Annotated in this window: 13 protein-coding genes and 1 tRNA gene; 8 read left to right on the top strand and 6 right to left on the bottom strand. The window is 43.0% G+C overall.

Annotation, left to right across the window (positions count from 1 at the left end; all coding sequences use genetic code 11):
- The first annotated feature begins 87 nt into the window (after positions 1-87).
- The 5 genes from AC1DXF_RS21655 to AC1DXF_RS21635 all read left to right on the top strand — a co-directional run bounded on the left by AC1DXF_RS21655 (position 88) and on the right by AC1DXF_RS21635 (position 7,237).
- Complete coding sequence (locus tag AC1DXF_RS21655) at positions 88-1,401, top strand: IPT/TIG domain-containing protein (RefSeq protein WP_477450787.1); 1,314 nt, start codon at positions 88-90, stop codon at positions 1,399-1,401.
- Positions 1,402-1,629: 228 nt separating this feature from the next.
- A complete protein-coding gene (locus tag AC1DXF_RS21650; RefSeq protein ID WP_477450786.1) occupies positions 1,630-3,180 on the top strand; it encodes a right-handed parallel beta-helix repeat-containing protein in 1,551 nt (516 codons plus the stop codon).
- Between the two features lie 26 nt (positions 3,181-3,206).
- Entirely contained in the window at positions 3,207-4,721 is a 1,515-nt protein-coding gene (locus AC1DXF_RS21645; RefSeq protein ID WP_477450785.1) for a right-handed parallel beta-helix repeat-containing protein, read from the top strand.
- A gap of 143 nt (positions 4,722-4,864) precedes the next feature.
- On the top strand, positions 4,865-5,899 hold the full coding sequence (locus tag AC1DXF_RS21640; protein WP_477450784.1) for a LacI family DNA-binding transcriptional regulator: 1,035 nt from the start codon (positions 4,865-4,867) through the stop codon (positions 5,897-5,899).
- Positions 5,900-6,022: 123 nt separating this feature from the next.
- On the top strand, positions 6,023-7,237 hold the full coding sequence (locus AC1DXF_RS21635) for a glycoside hydrolase family 27 protein (protein WP_477450783.1): 1,215 nt from the start codon (positions 6,023-6,025) through the stop codon (positions 7,235-7,237).
- Positions 7,238-7,256: 19 nt separating this feature from the next.
- Here AC1DXF_RS21635 and AC1DXF_RS21630 read toward each other — a convergent pair whose 3' ends face one another.
- The 3 genes from AC1DXF_RS21630 to AC1DXF_RS21620 are packed head-to-tail and all read right to left on the bottom strand — an operon-like array spanning position 7,257 to position 12,418.
- Positions 7,257-8,681 (bottom strand): alpha-L-fucosidase, encoded by a 1,425-nt coding sequence (locus tag AC1DXF_RS21630; protein ID WP_477450782.1) that lies wholly within the window; start codon positions 8,679-8,681, stop codon positions 7,257-7,259.
- Positions 8,682-8,732: 51 nt separating this feature from the next.
- Complete coding sequence (locus AC1DXF_RS21625; protein WP_477450781.1) at positions 8,733-10,103, bottom strand: alpha-L-fucosidase; 1,371 nt, start codon at positions 10,101-10,103, stop codon at positions 8,733-8,735.
- 38 nt (positions 10,104-10,141) lie between these two features.
- Positions 10,142-12,418 (bottom strand): alpha-N-acetylglucosaminidase, encoded by a 2,277-nt coding sequence (locus AC1DXF_RS21620; protein ID WP_477450780.1) that lies wholly within the window; start codon positions 12,416-12,418, stop codon positions 10,142-10,144.
- A gap of 94 nt (positions 12,419-12,512) precedes the next feature.
- On the opposite strand from AC1DXF_RS21620, the gene AC1DXF_RS21615 reads away from it, so the two are divergent.
- Together AC1DXF_RS21615 and AC1DXF_RS21610 are read left to right on the top strand one after the other, a co-directional pair.
- Positions 12,513-13,895 (top strand): alpha-L-fucosidase, encoded by a 1,383-nt coding sequence (locus AC1DXF_RS21615; RefSeq protein ID WP_477450779.1) that lies wholly within the window; start codon positions 12,513-12,515, stop codon positions 13,893-13,895.
- Between the two features lie 101 nt (positions 13,896-13,996).
- Positions 13,997-16,336 (top strand): beta-galactosidase, encoded by a 2,340-nt coding sequence (locus AC1DXF_RS21610; RefSeq protein ID WP_477450778.1) that lies wholly within the window; start codon positions 13,997-13,999, stop codon positions 16,334-16,336.
- A gap of 200 nt (positions 16,337-16,536) precedes the next feature.
- Here AC1DXF_RS21610 and AC1DXF_RS21605 read toward each other — a convergent pair whose 3' ends face one another.
- Entirely contained in the window at positions 16,537-17,250 is a 714-nt protein-coding gene (locus tag AC1DXF_RS21605) for a LytR/AlgR family response regulator transcription factor (RefSeq protein ID WP_477450777.1), read from the bottom strand.
- A gap of 8 nt (positions 17,251-17,258) precedes the next feature.
- Entirely contained in the window at positions 17,259-18,320 is a 1,062-nt protein-coding gene (locus AC1DXF_RS21600; RefSeq protein ID WP_477450776.1) for a sensor histidine kinase, read from the bottom strand.
- Positions 18,321-18,534: 214 nt separating this feature from the next.
- Between AC1DXF_RS21600 and AC1DXF_RS21595 the strand changes: the two genes are divergently transcribed.
- The gene (locus AC1DXF_RS21595; protein WP_477450775.1) at positions 18,535-18,993 is read left to right on the top strand and encodes a hypothetical protein; all 459 of its coding nucleotides are present in this window, start codon (positions 18,535-18,537) and stop codon (positions 18,991-18,993) included.
- A gap of 388 nt (positions 18,994-19,381) precedes the next feature.
- Here the strand turns inward: AC1DXF_RS21595 and AC1DXF_RS21590 are convergent.
- Positions 19,382-19,454: transfer RNA gene (locus AC1DXF_RS21590), tRNA-Lys, on the bottom strand.
- Positions 19,455-19,544 lie beyond the last annotated feature (90 nt).

The following is a 19,544-nucleotide window of genomic DNA, read 5'->3' as shown; positions in this document are numbered from 1 at the left end:
TTTTATTTGCCCAAAAGGCAATAAAAGATGTGTAAAAAAATAAATAATTAAAGAGTAATTATTCAAATGAAAACATTCATAAACATAATGGCAAAAAGTACAAATCGATACTTACTTGCCAGCGGGGTTTTTATAATGCTGGCTTTTATAAGTTGTAAAAAAGACAAAGCCCCGGCGCATAATGCCAATTCGCCAATTAGCATCAATAGCTTTATCCCGGCGCAGGGCGGTGGTGGCACCGAAGTATTGATTAATGGTACAAATTTCTCGACAGACACCGCGCAAATTGCCGTTACCCTGAATGGGGTAAAGCTGAAGGTTATTGGTGCCAATACCACACAAATGATGGTAGTAGTACCAAAAAAAGCAGGCAGCGGCCCCATTGTTGTAACTATAGGTAAAGGGACTGCTACAAGTACAACTAACTTTACTTATCAATATACCAGGACAGTAACTACACTGGCCGGGTCGGGTAAAGCCGGTTTTGCCAACGGCCAGGGAGCGGATGCCCAGTTTGATTTTAATGGCCAGGGCTGGTACAGGAGCTGTGGCGTAGCTGTTGATGATAATCTGAATGTTTATGTTGCCGATCCGGGGAACCACTGTATCAGGAAAATTGATACCGGCGGGAACGTGACAACATTTGCCGGTAACCCCGGTGTTTCTGGCTATGCGGATGGAAAAGGGACTGCCGCAAGCTTTTCTTTGCCTTATGATGTAGCCGTTGACGCCCAGGGCAACGTATATTCTGCCGATCCCGGGAATTGGGACATCCGTAAAATATCTCCTGATGGTACAGCCACTACCTGGGCCTGGGGAAACCAATCGCCCTGGAGTGTGGCTGTTGATAAAACTACCGGCTATGTTTATTATTCAAGTTGCTCCAGCCCGGGAAACATTTACCAGGTATCAGCCCAATGGACCGCTAAAGAAGTTGTATCTGGCCTTAATTATCCAGCAGGCATCAAGTTTGATAAAACCGGTAATCTCTACGTATCAGTGCACGGAGATCACGTTATCAAAAAGTATACCGCCGGGACATGGCAAGGCAGTATCATCGCCGGGCAGCAGGGGAGCGCCGGGTATGTAAACGGGGCACCCGCGGTATCAAAATTTTCGTTGCCATGGGGCATTGCTGTAGATAATAATAACAATGTATATGTGGCAGGCAACGGGACCGTTTATGGCGACATCAGCCATGTGGACCAAAGTATCCGCTATATACAGGCAGGCACTTTTGAGGTGAGCACCTTTGCCGGAAGTAGTACAGCGGGTTACACCGATGCAATAGGAGGTTTTGCGCTTTTTAGTGCGCCAACGGGAGTCGCTGTCGACAAAAACGGAACAGTGTATGTGCTGGATAAAAATAATAACAGGATAAGGAAAATAGTTTCAGAATAATGCGGTCCGCATGCTGAATAGCTCCCCCAATCAATGCTGTAAATCTTGATCGTCTGTTTCCGGCAAGCATTTTTAACTGCCTGGAAAAGCATTTGAGTGATAGTTTATGATTGTTTGATTTGTATAGTGCCTCGTAGCAGACACCTAACTGCTGCGGGGGCTATACTTTACACCTTTAGTGATCAATAAACTAAAAGCAGCATATATTTCTTAATTAAAAAAATCGAAATGAAATTTTATATCAATGTTTTGGTAGTGTCTGTTTTTGCTTTGCAAACGCTGGCTTGCAGTAAAAAAACGGCTGGCAATAATGTAACGCCATTGATCAGTACTCATATTTATTATGTATCAACCAATGGATCCGATGCCAATACAGGTACCATTAACTCGCCTTATCAAACCATCAATACTGCGCTAAGCCACGCTGTGCCTGGCGATACCGTTATGGTTAGAGGCGGCACTTATTACGATAAAGTGGTGTTCCCCAAGTCGGGAATTATGAATAAGCTGATTACGGTAAAGGCATATCCCGGCGAAAAGCCGGTAATAGACGGCAGCAAAATAATAGTTTCGGGCTGGATGTCATTAGTTACGCTAACCAATGTAAAGTATATTTCATTGGATGGTTTTGATATCTGCAATTTTACAAGTGCAACTTTTAATACTGATCCGGAGGGGATAGCCATTAACGGCGATTCGCGCGATATCACTATCAAAAACTGCAATATCTATAATATTAAAAGCAACGCGTCATTATCTGATTGGCGAAGCGCTCATGCCATATTGGTAATAGGTAACGGAACCACAGCTATTACCAACCTGGTTATTACCAGGTGTACCGTACATGATACACAAACAGGCACAAGCGAAAATGTAACGTTGGCCGGCAATATAGATGGGTTCATTTTTAGCCATAATAAAGTATACGATACAGAAAACATCGGGATAATTGTTGCCGGTGGCGATAACCTCAATAAAAACGGCGCGGTTGCAACCAACTACGCCCGTAATGGGGTAATAAGCGACAATATATTTCACGACAACACCATGACCAGGACCCCTGAAACCTGGGGGGCCGACAGGTATGGAGCCATTTCCATTTACGTTTGCGGCGGAGCTAATACCATTATAGAGCGGAATAAAGTATATAATAGCGACAGGGGGATAGGGCTGGTGAGCGAAAGCAACTTATATGCTACCAAAACTACCATTGTGCGAAACAACTTTGTATACAACTGCTACCGTACAGGCATATACATGGGCGATTACCTGAATTATACATCCGGCGGAACTAAAGACTGCTATGTGGTAAATAATACGCTGTATCAAAATGATCGTGTTGTGGGCGCATTTGGCGAAATTGAAGGCGAGATAAGGCTCACAGAGCATTGCGACAACAACGTAATAAAAAACAATATTGTGTATGCAAGGCCGGTTGATGTGTTTATTCATAAGTATACTTCAACGGGCAGCAATAATATAATTGATAACAATTTGTACTATACCACAGGCACACCGCAATGGATCTGGAATAGCACCAACGGTACGCCATATACCGATTTTAATGCCTGGAAGACCGCCAGCAGCAATGATGCCAATTCATCAAATGGCGCCAACCCGGTTTTACAGAGCACCTCACTCCCCGATTTGCATATTCAATCATCATCCCCTGCAAAAAATTCCGGCCAGGTAATTTCAGCCGATATTAACGGGGCGACAGATATTGACGGTAATACGCGGATTGTGAACAACAAAATAAGCAAGGGTGCGCAGCAATAAAGGTTTTTAATTTAAAACGAACGGCAATGAAACGTAATATCAAATTTTTTTTAATGCTTGGTTTTGTAGCGCAGGTATTTGGTTGCAGTAAAAAAAATGCCGTGGGGGTTGTAATACCGCCTGCTGGTGTCCACATTTATTATGTATCCGCCAGCGGATCAGAGTCAAATAAAGGTACAATTGATGCACCTTTCCAAACCATTAATAATGCGCTAAGTCATACGGTGCCTGGGGATACTGTAATGGTAAGAGGTGGAATTTATAGCGAAAAGGTTGTATTCCCAAAGTCGGGGATAATGGATAAGTATATTACATTAAAAGCTTATCATGCCGAAAAGCCCATTATTGATGGTAGTGCTTTTAGTGTTAATGGTCGCGAGGCGCTGGTAACCATTGATAAGGCAAAGTTTATAGTGGTGGATGGATTTGAAATACGCAATTTTAAAACATCAACCGGCGATCCTAAAGCTATTATGGTTGAAGGCGGGTCTGATTACATTACCATAAAGAATAACATCATATATGGTATTGATTATACCCAGCTGCCGCTAAACGGGGGTGGGAACGCCATTCTGATCATTGGAAATACAACCGATCCGGTAACCAATATCACTGTTAGCGGGAATACCATCCATGATTGTAAAACCGGCTATGGCGAAAACCTGACCATTAACGGCTATGTTGATGGGTTCACCATCACCAACAATACCATATATAACGGCCAAAATATTGGTATTGACGCTGCCGGCGGTTATGCTGCCAACACCGATCCTGCACTTAATTACGCACGAAACGGCGTTATCAGTGGTAATACCCTGTATAATATTGAAAGCAAAAGAGGGCCGCTTGGCGGGTATGGCGCCATAGGGATTTATGTTGATGGCGGCAGAAACGTGATTGTAGAAAAAAACAGGATATCCGTTACAGACAGGGGCATTGGTGCGGTAAGCGAAACCAACGGGTTCCCTACCGATCATGTTACCATCAGGAACAATCTTATATATAACTGCTGGCGGGCCGGTATTTATATGGGTGGATATTTAAATTATACAGGGGCCGGTACAACAAATTCGGCTATTGTAAATAACACCTTATACAACAATAACCAGGTCTTAGGCGCTTTCGGTGAAATAGAGGGGGAGATAAGCATCAGGGAAGATTGCAACAATAACGTTATCAAAAACAACATTATCTACGCGGGAGCATCAGATATGTTTGTTCATAAGTACACGGCTAAAGGATCTGGCAATGTCATCGATTATAACCTGTACTATACAACTGGCGCCACGCAATGGACGTGGAACGGCGCTTTGTACACCGATTATAATGCATGGAAGGCGGCCAGCAGCAGCGACACCAACTCAACAAATGGTGTAAATCCTTTATTCATAAATACAAGCGGCACCAATCTTCATTTGCAATCGTCTTCTACAGCAAAAAACAGCGGGCAGGTTATATCTGATATTGTCAACGGCAGTACAGATTTTGACGGCAACACGCGTATTGTTAATCAGCAAATAAGTAAAGGCGCTTATCAATAACACATGTGGATTTACGCATACTGATTTGGCTTTGCAATTATAGAACGTCATACGGGGCACGTTAACCCTTTAATTATTTGACACCAACGATTTTTTTGGACTAATAGATAATAAATATTCATTGTTTTAATCTTGTTTACCAAATGGAAAAGATCCCTACAATTAAAGAGATAGCTAAACGCTTAAAAGTAAATGCTTCAACGGTATCCCGGGCCCTTCACGGCCATCCAAGTATTGGGCTGGTGACAACCATGCGGGTTAATAAGATAGCAAACGAATTAAATTATGAGCGTAATCAAACCGCGGTTTTTTTTAAGCAGCGAAAAACATTCACTATAGGTGTTATTCTTCCTGATTTTTCTGATGCTTTTTTTTCTTTGGCCCTTAGCGGGATTGAAGATTATGCGAGTAAAAAAAACTACAATGTTTTTATCGGGCAGTCATTAGAAAACCCCGATAAGGAAAAACGGATCCTGCAGACTATGAGAAATCACCGGTTAGATGGTGTTATCATATCCATAAGCAAAAATACCGCCGATTATGAAGTGTTTAATCAATTGAAAAAATACAATATCCCCATCGTGTTTGTTGATCGGATACCTGATATGGAGGATATACATTATTCCGCTTGCAATCTCCAATCGGGGATGTTCCAGGCCATTGATTGTTTGATAGAAAAAGGACATCGAAATATCGGTTTAATTAATGGCCCATCGCAACTCGCGGCAAGTAAAGAGCGCCTGGCAGCCTATAAAGAGGGGCTTGGTAATCATCATATAGACATAAAACCGGGATTAGTTGTTTCTTCAGACCTGTCGCGTGAGCAAAATCAGCAGGCTATGGAAGAACTGATAGCATTGGCGGACAGACCCACAGCTGTCATCACTTTCAACGATTACGTAGCCCGGGACGCCATGGGACAGGTAAAAAAACACAATCTGGCAGTCAATCGCGATATCAGCTTTATTAGTTTCGCCAATTCACCTATCTGGAGTTTTACGGATAATTCGCCGCTCGCATCTATCGAACAATTCCCCAAAGAGCAAGGTATAAAAGCTGCAGAAATACTTTTCAAGTTAATTGATGACCGTGCTAAGGAAACTCCATCAAGCCCCGGCTTTCACCAGGTTGTATTTGATTCAAGCATGGTTATACATAAGGTTAACAGCTTGGTATAATCCGAGGGTGATTGTTCTTGGTTGAAAGCTATTTAAACTCCGGTATAAGTCAACTTTATAAATTATTCCTAATACACCAAGCTGACAGGTAGTGCATTATCTCTCCGTTAATAATTACACCAAATGGTAAAATCATTTTTATATACTGCGATTATAATTTTATTGAACGTTAATAACCTGTTTGCTCAAAAATTTGAGGAGCTGGCGCAAACGCCCCCTATGGGTTTTAATACCTGGAATACGTTTCAAACCAATATTAATGAGCAAATGCTTGAGAATATGGTTGATAATTTCGTTTCATCGGGTATGAAGGATGCCGGCTACCGGTATTTTGTATTGGATGACGGATGGATGGCCATGCAAAGGGATAATAATGGCAACCTGATTGCCGATCCGGTGAAGTTTCCGGGAGGCATAAAAAAACTGGTAGATTATGTGCACAATAAGGGTCTAAAATTTGGCATTTACAATTGCGCGGGTACATTAACTTGCGGCGGTTACCCCGGTACGCGTGGGTATGAATACCAGGACGCCCGTTTGTATGCTTCGTGGGGTGTTGACTATTTAAAATTTGATTGGTGCAATACAGACAGCCTAAATGCGCACGAAGCCTACACTACCATGAGCAAAGCTATTAAAATTGCCGGTAGGCCAATGGTATTTAGCTTGTGCGAATGGGGTAACCATAAACCATGGCTATGGGCCAAAAACGTAGGGCATTTATGGCGCACAACCGGCGATATAGGTGCCGGTTTCGGACGTTTGGTAAATAAGGGTACGTGGAATGCCTTAGGGGTTACCGGTATCTTTGATCAGCAGGAGGGACTCAGAAAATATGCCGGGCCAGGTCACTGGAACGATTTGGATATGTTGGAAGTAGGTAACGGTATGCCGTATAACGAGGATAAGGCACATTTTTCGTTATGGTGTATGCTGGCGGCGCCGTTGATGGCCGGTAATGATCTGCGTAAAATGTCGGCCCAAACCAAATTCATATTGACAAACAGGGATGTGATTGCCGTAGATCAGGATGTTTTAGGAATTGAGGGCTTTAAGTATTCGGCAGTTGATGGGTTGGAAATATGGATAAAACCATTAGCCAATAATGAACTGGCTGTTTGTTTTTTTAACAGATCGGCCAGGCCTCAAACCATTACCTATAATTGGAAAGATCATCCGGTAAAAGATGATCTTTCGGGTATCAATATTGATTTTAATACATCGGCCTACAAGATATACGACTTGTGGTTGAAGAAAACTTTAGGCAACACCAAACGTGCATCGAAAACAACTATCGGTATAAACGATGTGGTGATGGTTAAATTAACTAAATTGTAACCTTTAATAATCATCTTCCTTAATATTCCAATACAAAAGTGCCGCTATATTTTAAGGCATCGGTCTTTTGTAAAGCATCAGGTATTTGAATGCTTAACAGTCCGTTTTTATAATCCCATTTCAGTTTTTTAATACTGCCCAGCAAACTTACTTTTTTAATTTGTTTGATATTATCTACCGGAAAACTTATGTTGGCCGGTAGGTTTACCATATCTTTTTCAGACAACCAAAAAGCATATAACGTTTTCGTGGTTTTCGATTTAGTAAAATAAATGTTGCCGGCAGAGTAGGGGGCTACAGGTTCCGAGCCATAAATACCCTTCCCATTAATTTTTATCCAATCGGCAATATCCTGCAATCTTTGATAGGCAACGGGGTTCCAGTCGCCATCAGGTCCCGGGGCAATATTAAGCAGTAGGTTGCCGCCGCGTGACACTATTTTTATCAATGTTTGCACCAGTTGACGGCTGGGTTTAAATTCGTCATTAGGTACGTAACTCCAATATTTACCAATGGTCATGCAGGTTTCCCAAGGGTAGGATAGGGGCCTATCCGGAACTTCCTGCTCCGGCGTTGTATAGTTTTCAAATTCGCCGGCAACGGTACGGTCTACCATAATGAGGCCCGGCTGATGACTGCGCCCCATTTTTGCTATTCTGGCCATATCAAGATCCTGGTTATAGTGCTGCGGATCGTTTCCCTTTGTTGTTGAGGGCCGCACCCAACCGCCATCGAGCCATAAAATATCTACTTTACCATAGCCGGTCATCAACTCTTCAATCTGGTCATAGGTAAAATCTTTAAATTTTTGCCAGCGTTCCGGGTAGCGTTGCGGGTCATAGTTAACATTGTGGTCTTTGGGCGGAAAGTAAGACCACCAATAGTTTTGGTTATGCCAGTCGGGTTTAGAGAAATATGCCCCTATCATAAAATTATCTTTACGAAAGGCGTCAAATATTTCTTTCGTCACATTGCTACGTGGGTTTTTCGAGAAAGGCGTTTTAGGGTCGGTAATTTTATAATCCGTTTGCTTGGTATCAAACATGCTAAAGCCATCATGATGTTTGGTTGTAAACACCATGTAATTCATGCCAGCGGCTTTGGCGGCTTTAACCCATTTTTCGGGGTTGAAGTTGACCGGGTTAAACGTGGTTTGTAAGTTTTCGTATGCTTTTTTATAAGTGAAATAATCATCACTATAAGGCCCGGTTCGTGTAACCCAGTCATCGGGACAAATAGTCCAGCTTTCTGCCACGCCCCATTGGCTGTAGGTGCCCCAGTGCATAAACAAACCAAACTTCTGGTCCTGCCATTGGGCAAGCTTTTGCCGCACCAGCGAATCTTTAGGAACCTGGTACGTCGTGGACATTTCGTGCTCGTTTTGCGCGAGTGCTGCCTGGCCACAGCTCAACAAACAAAGGCCAAGTATGAATTTCTGAATCATGATAATATAATTATTGATGATGGATAAATTTTATAGCTGGATATATAAAATTTAGTTTAATACCAGTTCAATTACAGGTATTTCGGTATCAGGTTTAGTTTCGGGGAGGTTTAATACAAGGTCGTTTCCTGTGTCTTTTGATTTGCTATCGGTTTGTATCTCTGATGCATCATGTAAAAACTGTATATATTTTATCTTATCCTTATAGCCCGGTAAAATGATAGTTTTGCCCGGATACTCCAATAAGTGCACATACAAACGCCTGGTATTGGCATTGTAGGTAAGCATGGTATGTTCCGGCGCTTTAAATGTTTCCGGGGCTTCGGTGCATCCGTAAATAGCGCGGCTGTTGTATTTCATCCAGGCTGCTATTCCGTCAAGCCTTTCGTTAGCGCGTTTATCAAATAAACCACGTGCAGTAGGTCCCACATTCAGCAGCAAATTGCCGCGCTTGCTTACGGCCTCTATCAGCATCGTAACTAACTGTCTGGTGCTTTTCCAGCTGTTTTCATCGCGGAAATATCCCCATGAACCAGAAAACGTTTGGCAGGTTTCCCAGTAGTTTTTATAATCGTTTTTCTTGGTCCATTCTGTTAAGTTTACCTGTTCGGGTGTCAGGTAATCCCATCCGTCCTGGTAATCGTTTATATCAAGGCGATTATCAATTATAATATTGGGCTGCAGCTTTCTTATCTCTTTAACCAATTCAACAGATCCCCAATCTTTGCTGCCTTTACCATGTTTGCCGTTGTCGGGGTACGAAAAATCGAGCCAAAGCATGTCAATTTTACCGTAGTTGCTAAGCAGTTCTTTAATCTGGTTGTGCATGTAGGTGCGGTACCTGGCCATATCGCGGCCTTTATTCACCTTATCATAATCCTCATCCTTTTCGCTTGCCGGTTGCAATGGGTGTAAAACATCAACCGTAAAATCAGGGTGGTGCCAGTCTAACAGTGAATAATAGAACCCTATTTTTATGCCCTCGGCCCTAAATGCATTTACAAATTCCCTTACAAGGTCTCTTTTGGCAGTGGTATTGGTGGCCTTATAATTGGTGTATTTTGAATCAAACAGGCAAAATCCTTCGTGGTGTTTGGTAGTAAGCACGGCATATTTCATTCCGGCTGCCTTGGCTTTTTTTGCCCATTCTTTGGGGTTAAACAAATCGGGGTTAAACTCGTCAAAATAAGGCTGGTATTGTTTATCGGTCATGCGTTCCCATCTTTTTACCCATTCGTGCCTCGCGGCTTGTGAGTAAAGCCCCCAATGAATAAACATGCCAAACCGATCGTTGGTCCACCAGGCCATGCGTTTAGCTTTTTGTTCGGGTGTTTCTGTTCCTATTTTCTTTTGAGCATACGAAGAGGAAAATATTAGGGAAATTAATAACGTAATTAAGGCCGTTTTTTTGAATTGACGCATAGCGGTCTGTTAGTTTGAATTAAAATGGGAGTTTAAGTTTACATCGATAAAATTTCGTTAACCACTTCCTGCAAAGGCCTGTGTGGTTTTTCGGGATTTAGCTTCTGGTTTTCATCCACCCATTTGCGCTCCCAGGAAAAGTAATCGGGCTCGGGAACGTTTTTGCCTTGCAGGTTACCGCGCAGGTAATCAAAATAAATTTCCCAGCGGGGCAGGTAATAACCATCCATCAGGCCGGCCCATTCTTTATAGGCATATTCATGCAGGTTATCTTCGGTACGTATGTTTTCTCCCCAATAGGTAATCTGCATTAAGGCGTTTTTTAAATTATTTGCTTTCTCTTCGGCAGTGTTTCCGTTGGCTATAGATTGTTTGAGATAGGTGTTGAGCCTGAAGTAACCATCTGTATTTAATAAGTCGTCTGTCAATTTTATCATATGCAGAAACTTCTCGCTTGCCTTGCTAAAGGCCGATAAATCCTTATTGTTGTATGCTGTTACCAGGTCATTAAAAACAAGCGTTCCTTTATTGGATAACACCTGCCTGACCATATTGATGAGATCTATTTTGTAGGTGGCCGAATTCATGAGCTCTGGTGCAGCCAGTGCAAACTCGTTTACCGCTTTTTCAAATTGTACAGTATCATAATTCCGGGTAAGCGTGCCCCAGCTGGAGATTGATTTAACCTTAAGTGCGGGCCTTGCGCAGAAAATAGACTCACCTGCGCCTTCCTGATAACCGGGAAGACTTTGGTAAATGGTTTGTAAAAAGCCCTGCCATGCATTACTTGTATGCGTATTGTTTACACCATAACGGTATTTGGCGTAATCATTAATCCAGTTTTTGGTATCAATGTGTTCCTTACGCCAGCCCAGTTCAAGCATCAGGTCATAATCGGGCGGATTATTATTAATACCTTCCGGCATTATTCCTACGCCTTTCAGATAATTGCTATATGTACTTTGCCTTGCCCTGTAAATTTCATCGGCAAAGCGCTGTAATTTGCCGTATACACCGGGGCGTTCGCCAAAATTGTTAACACTGCACCATATAAAAGGGGTGTTGTCATATGCCTTACGTTTTTCCCAGTTGTTGGTAAACTCACCAAAAAGCTCCTGCACCAATACTTTTGATTTATCAAGACCATCAAGCATTGCCTGTTTGGGATTATCCTGCCAGCCCTGCAGCACCCATGACGAGCCAGGATAATAACTTTGCATTGATGCCTGTATGCTTGCCCCGGCCTTCTTCAGATCTATACCGTCGGTTTTACCTCCCTCATGAAAAGGATCGCCTGCAAAAAAGTGAATGTTTTTGCCGTATAATTTCTGCATTTCACTGTAATATATGCCGGCTATGCGGCTAAATTCAGGATCGGTAGGGTCAAGTATGTCGGGCCTTTTAAAAGCGCCCCAGTTACCCTGATCAATGATATGCGCTTTGCTTTTATTTTTTAACGAACTTGGCACCATTCCATAAAAACCCTGCAACACAGGTTCTATACCCAATTCCTGCATTCGCTTTATCATTTTTTGCTGAATCAGCTTCCGGTTGTCAACCTGGCTTTGAGGCATCGGTCCGCCCCAGCCTTCAATATTTCCCATCAGCCACCATGCGGTATAAGCGGGGCCAACTATAAAGTTGTTAATTTCATTTTCGTTATACCCTATCTTCCTCAGTGTATTTTGCCATACCGCTTCCATGCCTTCAACGGTAAGCATCGTATTAACACCATTTAGCGCCATCCAGTCAAGCTCCCGTTCCCAATCGGCCCAGCTATAAAAGCTCATGGTATAGTTATAGGTACAATAATTTAATGCATAGCGATACTTTGCCTCCGCTTTTACAGTCTCTTTTTTGCCAACCGCCGGAATCGGAAACACCGGCGCCAGGTTATCGCCCATATGCGACATAGACCTATTGCAATAATATTTTAAATACCAGTTTACACCAACGGCTGCTGCATTAGCCCCTGATGCGCTGATCACCAGTTTGTTTTTTACCGTTTGTAGCTGGGCTATTTCAGAGTCGGGGGATTTTAATGCCCTGAAAATAATATGATCACTTAACCAGGGGGCACGCCTTTTAACCAGTGCCTTTACCGGTTCAAATTGTTGGGCAAAAAGATGTATTGGCAAAAATAAAACAAGCAGAAAAGTCAGTTTTCGCATATGAAAATGTTGATTTTGAGGGTTAACATCCTCGAAACTAACTAAAATTAAAATAGAAAATAAGGCGCAGCCTGCTGCTGTTGCAGCATAAAACTCACGCAAACGTTTGTAGCGGCATGCGCAAACGGTTGCGTAAGTTTTCACTATTTTTTTAGATTATTATTTTGTTACCATTGTATCGCAAACCCATGTTTTGCTAAATGGTGCTCCTTTCATCTTAAAAAATTCATCATATAAAATGAAGAAAATTATACTCATCGTTATTATTTGCACAGTTGTAAATGCGGTTTCATTTGCACAAACAATTGCCCCTGCCGATTCATTGATGGGGGCTACGATATTGAGCAAGCGTACCGACGCCGCAATGCAAAAATGGCGCGACAATAGATTCGGACAATTTATCCATTGGGGTTTGTATGCCGTTCCGGGCGGGCAGTGGAAGGGTAAAGATTATCCGGGCGCAGCCGAGTGGATAAAAGCCGATGCCCACATTTCCTCCGCAGAATATGCCGAACTCATCCATCAGTTTAATCCTCAAAAATATAACCCGACAGAATGGGCTCGTATTGCCAAAAATATGGGTGTAAAATACGTGATCCTGACAACCAAACACCACGAAGGGTTTTGCCTGTGGCCCAGTAGCTTTACAGATTTTTCTGTCGCATCAACACCTTATAAAAAAGATTTACTGATGCCTTTTGTAAAAGCCTATCAAAAGGAGGGAATTGACGTTTATTTTTATTATTCCATTCTCGACTGGCATCATCCCGATTACCGGTCGGTTATACAATCGGATGATGACCAAAAGGCTTTTGAACGGTACTTTGCATTTGTTAAAAATCAGCTGAAAGAGCTGATAACCACTTATCCTGGTATTAAAGGCCTTTGGTTTGATGGGCAATGGGAGGCATCCTACAAAAAGAACTACAAGATGGGTTATGAGCTGGAGCAATATTGCCGGGCACTAAAACCGGGTATTATTCTTAATAACCGCATTCGAACAGATGCACAGGGACATGTAGATCATGATTATAAGGGTCGGCATTTTGGCGATTTTGACGGCAGCTTTGAGCGCAGGCTACCATCAAACGTAAAAAGCCTTGATTTTGACTGGGAAGCCTGTATGACCGTTCCGGAAAATCAGTGGGGATACCACAAAATATGGCAGGGTCACACAAAAACTCCCTACGAAATAGAAGAAATGCTGGCCACCTGCACCGCCATGGGTGGTAATTTTGTACTCAATTTTGGCCCCCAGCCCGATGGCACTATCCGTACCTATGAGCAAAACCTGGCCAAAGAGGTTGGTGAATGGATGAAGACCAATTCGGCAGCAATATATGGATGCGATAACGCAGGCCTTGAAAAGCAGGACTGGGGCTATTTTACACAAAAGCCAGGCGACGATAAGCTTTACATGATAGTTTTTAATATACCTGTATCAAAAGCGTTAAAATTAAAGCTTCCCGAAAAAACGAGTATTGCAGATAATTCGCTTTTAACTGATAGCCTTCAAAAATTTACAATCGAGAAAACGTACGGAAACGAATATTATCTGCATTTAGGAGAAGCTAAGTTTACCCAACCATTTGTAATAACGCTCCAAATAAAAAAGGATTGATCGATTTTGGATCGTACGTCTGAAGGCTTTAATTTTTATTAGTAGCCGAAAAAGTTATTGTCTCTTGTGAATTTACAACACAGTTTTAAAATTTATTTTTAATGAATAAAAATATTGTTTGGTTGCTCTTTTTAATAGCTGGATTGACATCTCAGCCCGCCTTTGGTCAGCAAGAAATTAACGAGCCTTTTAAAATTGGCACAGAATCATTTATGTTAAACGGGAAACCCTTTGTTATCCGTTGTGGCGAGATGCATTTTGCGCGTATACCCAGGGCATATTGGAGGCACAGGCTAAAAATGGCGAAAGCCGTTGGCCTAAACACGGTATGCGCTTACCTGTTTTGGAACTTCCAGGAAACAGAGTCGGGAAAATTTAACTGGGAAGGGCAAGCCGATGCAGCTGAGTTTTGTAAAATAGCGCAGGAAGAAGGGCTGTATGTTTTGCTGCGCCCCGGCCCATATTCATGTGCCGAATGGGAGTTTGGTGGCCTGCCCTGGTGGCTGTTAAAAAAGAAAGATATTCAATTACGTACCCAGGACGCTTACTACATGGAACGTTGCCGCCAATATTTAAAAGAAGTTGGCCGTGTGTTAGGCCCTTTACAAATAACTAAAGGCGGGCCCATACTAATGGTACAGGTTGAAAATGAATATGGCAGCTTTGGGGCCGACAAACAATATATTTTAAGGCTGCATGATTATTTAAAGGAGGCAGGCTTTACCGTTCCGTTGTTTACCTGCGACGGCACCGTTCAGCTAAAAAACGATGTTCAAAAGGATATTTTTGCCGTGGTGAACTTTGGCAATAATCCCGAAGCCGGCTTTAAGGCCTTGCGCGCGGTACAGCCCACCGGGCCGCTGATGTGCGGCGAGTATTATCCGGGCTGGTTTGACAGCTGGGGTGCGCCGCACCACACGGGCTCAAGTGATCATCTTATAAAAGAAATTGGCTGGATGCTTGATCATAAGGCTTCCTTTAGTATATATATGATACATGGCGGCACATCATTCGGCTTATGGGCGGGGGCAAACTGTCAGCCTTACGCCCCCGAAACATCAAGTTATGATTATGATGCACCCATAAGCGAAAATGGCTCGGCAACGGCAAAATATGACGAGTTGCGTAATACGCTTAAAAGGTATCTTCAGCCAGGCGAGGTATTGACAGACGTGCCGGCCGCGTTACCGGTACAAAAAATACAGCCTTTTAATCTTACCATGGTAGCCCCAATAATGAGTCAATTGGGGAAGCCGGTGCTAAGTGATACCACACTTTTTATGGAAGACCTGAACCAAGGCTATGGGATGATGGTTTATGAAACAACACTGCCGGCAGGTGCAAAAAGCAAACTGGATTTTACCGAAGTACATGATTACGCTGAAGTTTTTATCGATAATAAACTTATTGGCGTATTAAATCGGATGAAGAATGACCACATCATTGAAGTTCCTGCACTAATTAAGCCTATCAGGCTCCGGATTTTTGTAGAAGCCATGGGGCGGGTTAACTACGGTTATTACCTGCACGACCGTAAGGGTTTACAAGGCGAGGTTTATAACATAACAGGAGCACAAAAGGTTATGTTAAAGGGCTGGAAACATTATTCTATTCCTTTGGGTGAAGGCAACCCGGTATTTAAATATAAACCAATTAATGCCGTATCTAAGCTGAATGAGCCCGCATTTTACAAAGGCTACTTTAATGTAAAAAGCAAGGTCGATTTTTATTTGGATATGCGCTGGTTTAAAAAAGGCGTTACCTGGATAAACGGGCATTGCCTGGGCCGCTATTGGAACATTGGGCCAACGCAAACCATGTATGTGCCCGGAGTTTGGCTAAACAAGGGAAAAAATGAGGTGGTTGTATTGGATTTGCACCGGCCATCTGCCGAGAGGCTGCAAGGTTTGGATAAGTCAATACTCGATAGTCTTACAGAAATAAAGGCTGTGAGTAGCAACCACCGCAAAGCCGGGCAACAGTTTGGAAATAATTTGAATGACCTGTTATATTCGGGAGTAATGGAAAACTCGACTAAATGGCAAACGTTTACGTTCCCCATAAAAAGTGGACGTTATATTGCCCTGGAAGCATTAAATAACTTTGTAGGCGACCAATTTACCTCATTGGCCGAGCTTGAATTGTTGGATGAGAACGGAAAACAAATACCCCGCGGCCTGTGGAAAGTGCTGTATGCCGACAGCGAGGAACTAAAAGGGGAGGACGGTAAATCAGAAAATGTCTTTGATCTGCAGTATACCAGTATCTGGCATACCCAATGGAAGGATAATGCCACCAAACACCCGCACCAGGTTGTTATTGACCTTGGGCGTAAAACAACCATAAGCGGTATTAAAATGCTGCCACGGCAGGATATGGAAACCGGAAGAATTAAGGATTTTAAACTTTACCTGGCCGATAAACTTTTTAATGGTTTGTGATGTGCGGATTTTAAGGTGTTTCCTGACGTGAGTTTAGAAACGCCTGTTGCCTTGCACCCGATGGAATAACTATGGAACGCCTATTGGATAGAATTAAGTAGTAGAGTTGCCACAAAGAGGGATAGCTTTGTTTTATATTAATACTCCTCATTGTCGATATAAAAATGGTATTGTAACACCCATTAGTAAAGAAAAGAAACTTATCTGGCCTTTAATGCACTTTCCAGATCATCTTTAAAGCTCCGCCCGATAGGTATCTGGTGCCCGTTTAACAGGATGCAATTCCGCTCCAGCCGGGTGACCTTTTGTATGTTCACGATGAATGATTTATGGACCCGGATAAAACGGGCCGGCGGGAAAATATCCAGCATGGCTTTAACCGATCCTTTAAGCAGGATCTTTTTGACCGGCGTATGTATAACGGCGTAATCTTTTAACCCCTGGATATGCGTAACCTCACCAAATTGCAGTTTGATCCGCTGAACACCGCTTTTGACAAAAATAAAATCGCCGTCCCCACTTTCCGGGGTAGCTTCCATGTGGCTGTGCTGATCTTTCAGTGCTAAAAGCTCCCTGGCCTTACTGATTGCCAGTTCGAAGCGGTCAAATGCAATGGGCTTCAATAAAAAATCGATCACGCCCAGTTCATAACCATCAAAAGCGTAATTGCGGTTGGCGGTGGTGAAAATAGTGAGCGGAGGATCCGGCAGCTGTTTCAGAAATTCGATACCAGTCATTTCCGGCATTTCGATATCCAACAACAACAGGTCGGCCGCTTGTTTTTCCAAATGGCTCAAAGCCGTCCTGGCATTGGGGAAAAGGTATATCGCCCGTATCCCGGCTATTCTTTTTAAATAATCCTCCATTACTTCCCGCGCCAGCGGCTCATCATCAACGACGACGATTGTTAACATTGTTTCCATCAGAGTTGTATGACCAGCCTGGCCTTAAAGGTTTCAATTCGGTCTTCCAGTTCCAGCTCATGCCGGTCCGGGTAAAGCAGTTCCAGCCGTTTCCGCAAATTATTCAACCCGATGCCGCCCTTGACTGCGGTGCTTACCGACGGCGGTTTTGTGTTTTCAACATGTATAGTTAGTACCGATTGCACCAATCCGATGTTTACGTTCAGCCACCCGTTTTCCGTTACTTTGCTGAGTCCGTGCTTAAATGCATTTTCCACCAGGGGCAATAATAACAGCGGCGCTATCATTTGCCCGTCGGGAGCAAGGCCTATGGTTACCCTGATATTCCCCCCGCTATTGAACCTGAGCCGCTCGAGTTCGATATAATTCCGGACGTAGCCGAATTCTTTGTCCAGCGGCACCTTTTCATCATTACTGTCATACAGCATATACTCCATCATTGCCGAGAGCTTCAGCACCACGTCGGGCGCCAGTTCCGATTTTTTAAGCGTTAGCGCATACAGGTTATTCAGGATGTTGAATAAAAAATGCGGGTTGACCTGCGCACGCAAAAAATCGACTTCCGCATTTAGTTTTTCCGTCGTGATTTTATGAATAATAAGCTGCTGCCCATACCAGTCCAGGCTAAGTTTAAGGGCGAGCATCAGGCCAAGGTACCACAGCGCGCTAAAAAAATTATACCAAATCGCTTCTGGTAAGTGGCTGTTATACATCGGGCCAACCACAAAACCATACAGGTAAAAATCATAGAGGCTTTGGACGATTACATAGCACATCACGGAAAGAATGACCGCCGTGAAATAAGCCAGGTAACGCTTCCTGAGCGCGTATTTGGGCAAAAATGAATGCAGGTTCACATAAGCGATTACAATGAGCAGGCCGATCCGGCCACTAACGCAGGCGAAAAAATAGGGCAGGTTGGTTTTATAGATGAGGTACTTTTTCTCGTACAGGAAAAACCCGGTGACCAATACCCAATAGGTACCATGGATCAGCGCATGCCGGAGTGAAAAGCTGCGTTTGAAGAACGGCAGTTTAAACGTTTTTGCGGGAAGTTCCATCTGTATGTTCATTAGCATTCGTCTAAGGAAACTAAAAGGAAATCATTCGCGAAATTATGTCGACGAACGACTCAAATAGTAGAGGAAATATAGGCATAAAAAACTGACGTCTACTATTTTGGTTGTTGGTCTACTATTTTTTTTGGGTATTGGCTATTCGCTTAATATTGTGCTGAAAGATCATTAATAATTACTTATTTAAAAAATCAAACATATGAAAAAGACAAAAATCGGGCGGGCGCTGCTATTGCTGTTTACGCTCATCGCCTTCAATTTTACTACATCAGGGTTCACCAACAGCTTCGGGTTGGACAGTTACGAGATCTATCTGAACAACAGGCTCCTGTTGAAGCAATACGTGAACCAGCCGCTGAATTTACGGGTGCTGCAATTGGAGAAAAACCAGGAAAACGGGCAGCTACAGATCGGCTACACCCATTGCATGAATAAGGGTGCCGGTACAGGCAGGAGCCTCGCCTTAAAGGATGAGGCCGGTCACATTTTGCATAAATGGACATTTGCTGATGGCAGCGGCCCAGGTCTGAAAATGACGATAGCCGTAAAAGAGTTGCTACAGTTAGAAAAGAAAAATGCCGGACATGAGCTCAGCCTTTATTATACCGCGCACGAGCTTGAAAAAGGGGAAATGCTTTCCATTATTCGTTTTAAATAATCGGTAAAAACTCATAGAATTGTATGAGGGCAGCGATGTTAAAAGAAGGTTTATTATTGGTTCGATTTACCCTAAAAAATGATAATTCTTGAATATAAGGTCGAACCTGTGATACAAACCTAGCACCGCAGCTTATGTAGGATTAGATTAACAGTGGCTTACGAAAGAAGCCGGAGTTAAGAACTAACTCCGGCATGCTGCCCTTGACCGCCCTGTACACAAATAAGTTTTTACATGATTTGAAGGCGATGGCTAATATTGAATTGTGCCTTAATAAAAATCACATCAGTAGAGATTTTAAATTGAAGTGCAAAAGGTATTATACAAATAAGGACTTACGGGAAAAAAAAGGGAGGTTGAACGAAAAAACTTCGTCAACCTCCTAAGGTGACCTGGGAGAGGATCGAACTCTCGACCCACTGATTAAGAGTCAGTTGCTCTACCGGCTGAGCTACCAAGTCGCTCCGGTTTTTTGCCGGGCTGCAAATATGCTAATTTTTATTTGAGTCGGAAAGTATGGAAGTGGGAAAGTCCGAAAGAATTTTGTCATT

The sequence above is a fragment of the Mucilaginibacter sp. P2_A5 genome (assembly GCF_056404995.1).
The sequence above is the reverse complement of the archived record's forward strand: the minus strand, read 5'-3'. Positions and strand labels throughout refer to the sequence as shown.

What these genes read in the sequence shown, in the direction of transcription:
- AC1DXF_RS21655 (WP_477450787.1), top strand. Translation starts at nt 88, where the DNA reads ATGGCAAAAAGTACAAATCGATACTTACTTGCCAGCGGGGTTTTTATA.
- AC1DXF_RS21650 (WP_477450786.1), top strand. Translation starts at nt 1,630, where the DNA reads ATGAAATTTTATATCAATGTTTTGGTAGTGTCTGTTTTTGCTTTGCAA.
- AC1DXF_RS21645 (WP_477450785.1), top strand. Translation starts at nt 3,207, where the DNA reads ATGAAACGTAATATCAAATTTTTTTTAATGCTTGGTTTTGTAGCGCAG.
- AC1DXF_RS21640 (WP_477450784.1), top strand. Translation starts at nt 4,865, where the DNA reads ATGGAAAAGATCCCTACAATTAAAGAGATAGCTAAACGCTTAAAAGTA.
- AC1DXF_RS21635 (WP_477450783.1), top strand. Translation starts at nt 6,023, where the DNA reads ATGGTAAAATCATTTTTATATACTGCGATTATAATTTTATTGAACGTT.
- AC1DXF_RS21630 (WP_477450782.1), bottom strand. Translation starts at nt 8,681, where the DNA reads ATGATTCAGAAATTCATACTTGGCCTTTGTTTGTTGAGCTGTGGCCAG.
- AC1DXF_RS21625 (WP_477450781.1), bottom strand. Translation starts at nt 10,103, where the DNA reads ATGCGTCAATTCAAAAAAACGGCCTTAATTACGTTATTAATTTCCCTA.
- AC1DXF_RS21615 (WP_477450779.1), top strand. Translation starts at nt 12,513, where the DNA reads ATGAAGAAAATTATACTCATCGTTATTATTTGCACAGTTGTAAATGCG.
- AC1DXF_RS21610 (WP_477450778.1), top strand. Translation starts at nt 13,997, where the DNA reads ATGAATAAAAATATTGTTTGGTTGCTCTTTTTAATAGCTGGATTGACA.
- AC1DXF_RS21605 (WP_477450777.1), bottom strand. Translation starts at nt 17,250, where the DNA reads ATGTTAACAATCGTCGTCGTTGATGATGAGCCGCTGGCGCGGGAAGTA.
- AC1DXF_RS21600 (WP_477450776.1), bottom strand. Translation starts at nt 18,320, where the DNA reads ATGGAACTTCCCGCAAAAACGTTTAAACTGCCGTTCTTCAAACGCAGC.
- AC1DXF_RS21595 (WP_477450775.1), top strand. Translation starts at nt 18,535, where the DNA reads ATGAAAAAGACAAAAATCGGGCGGGCGCTGCTATTGCTGTTTACGCTC.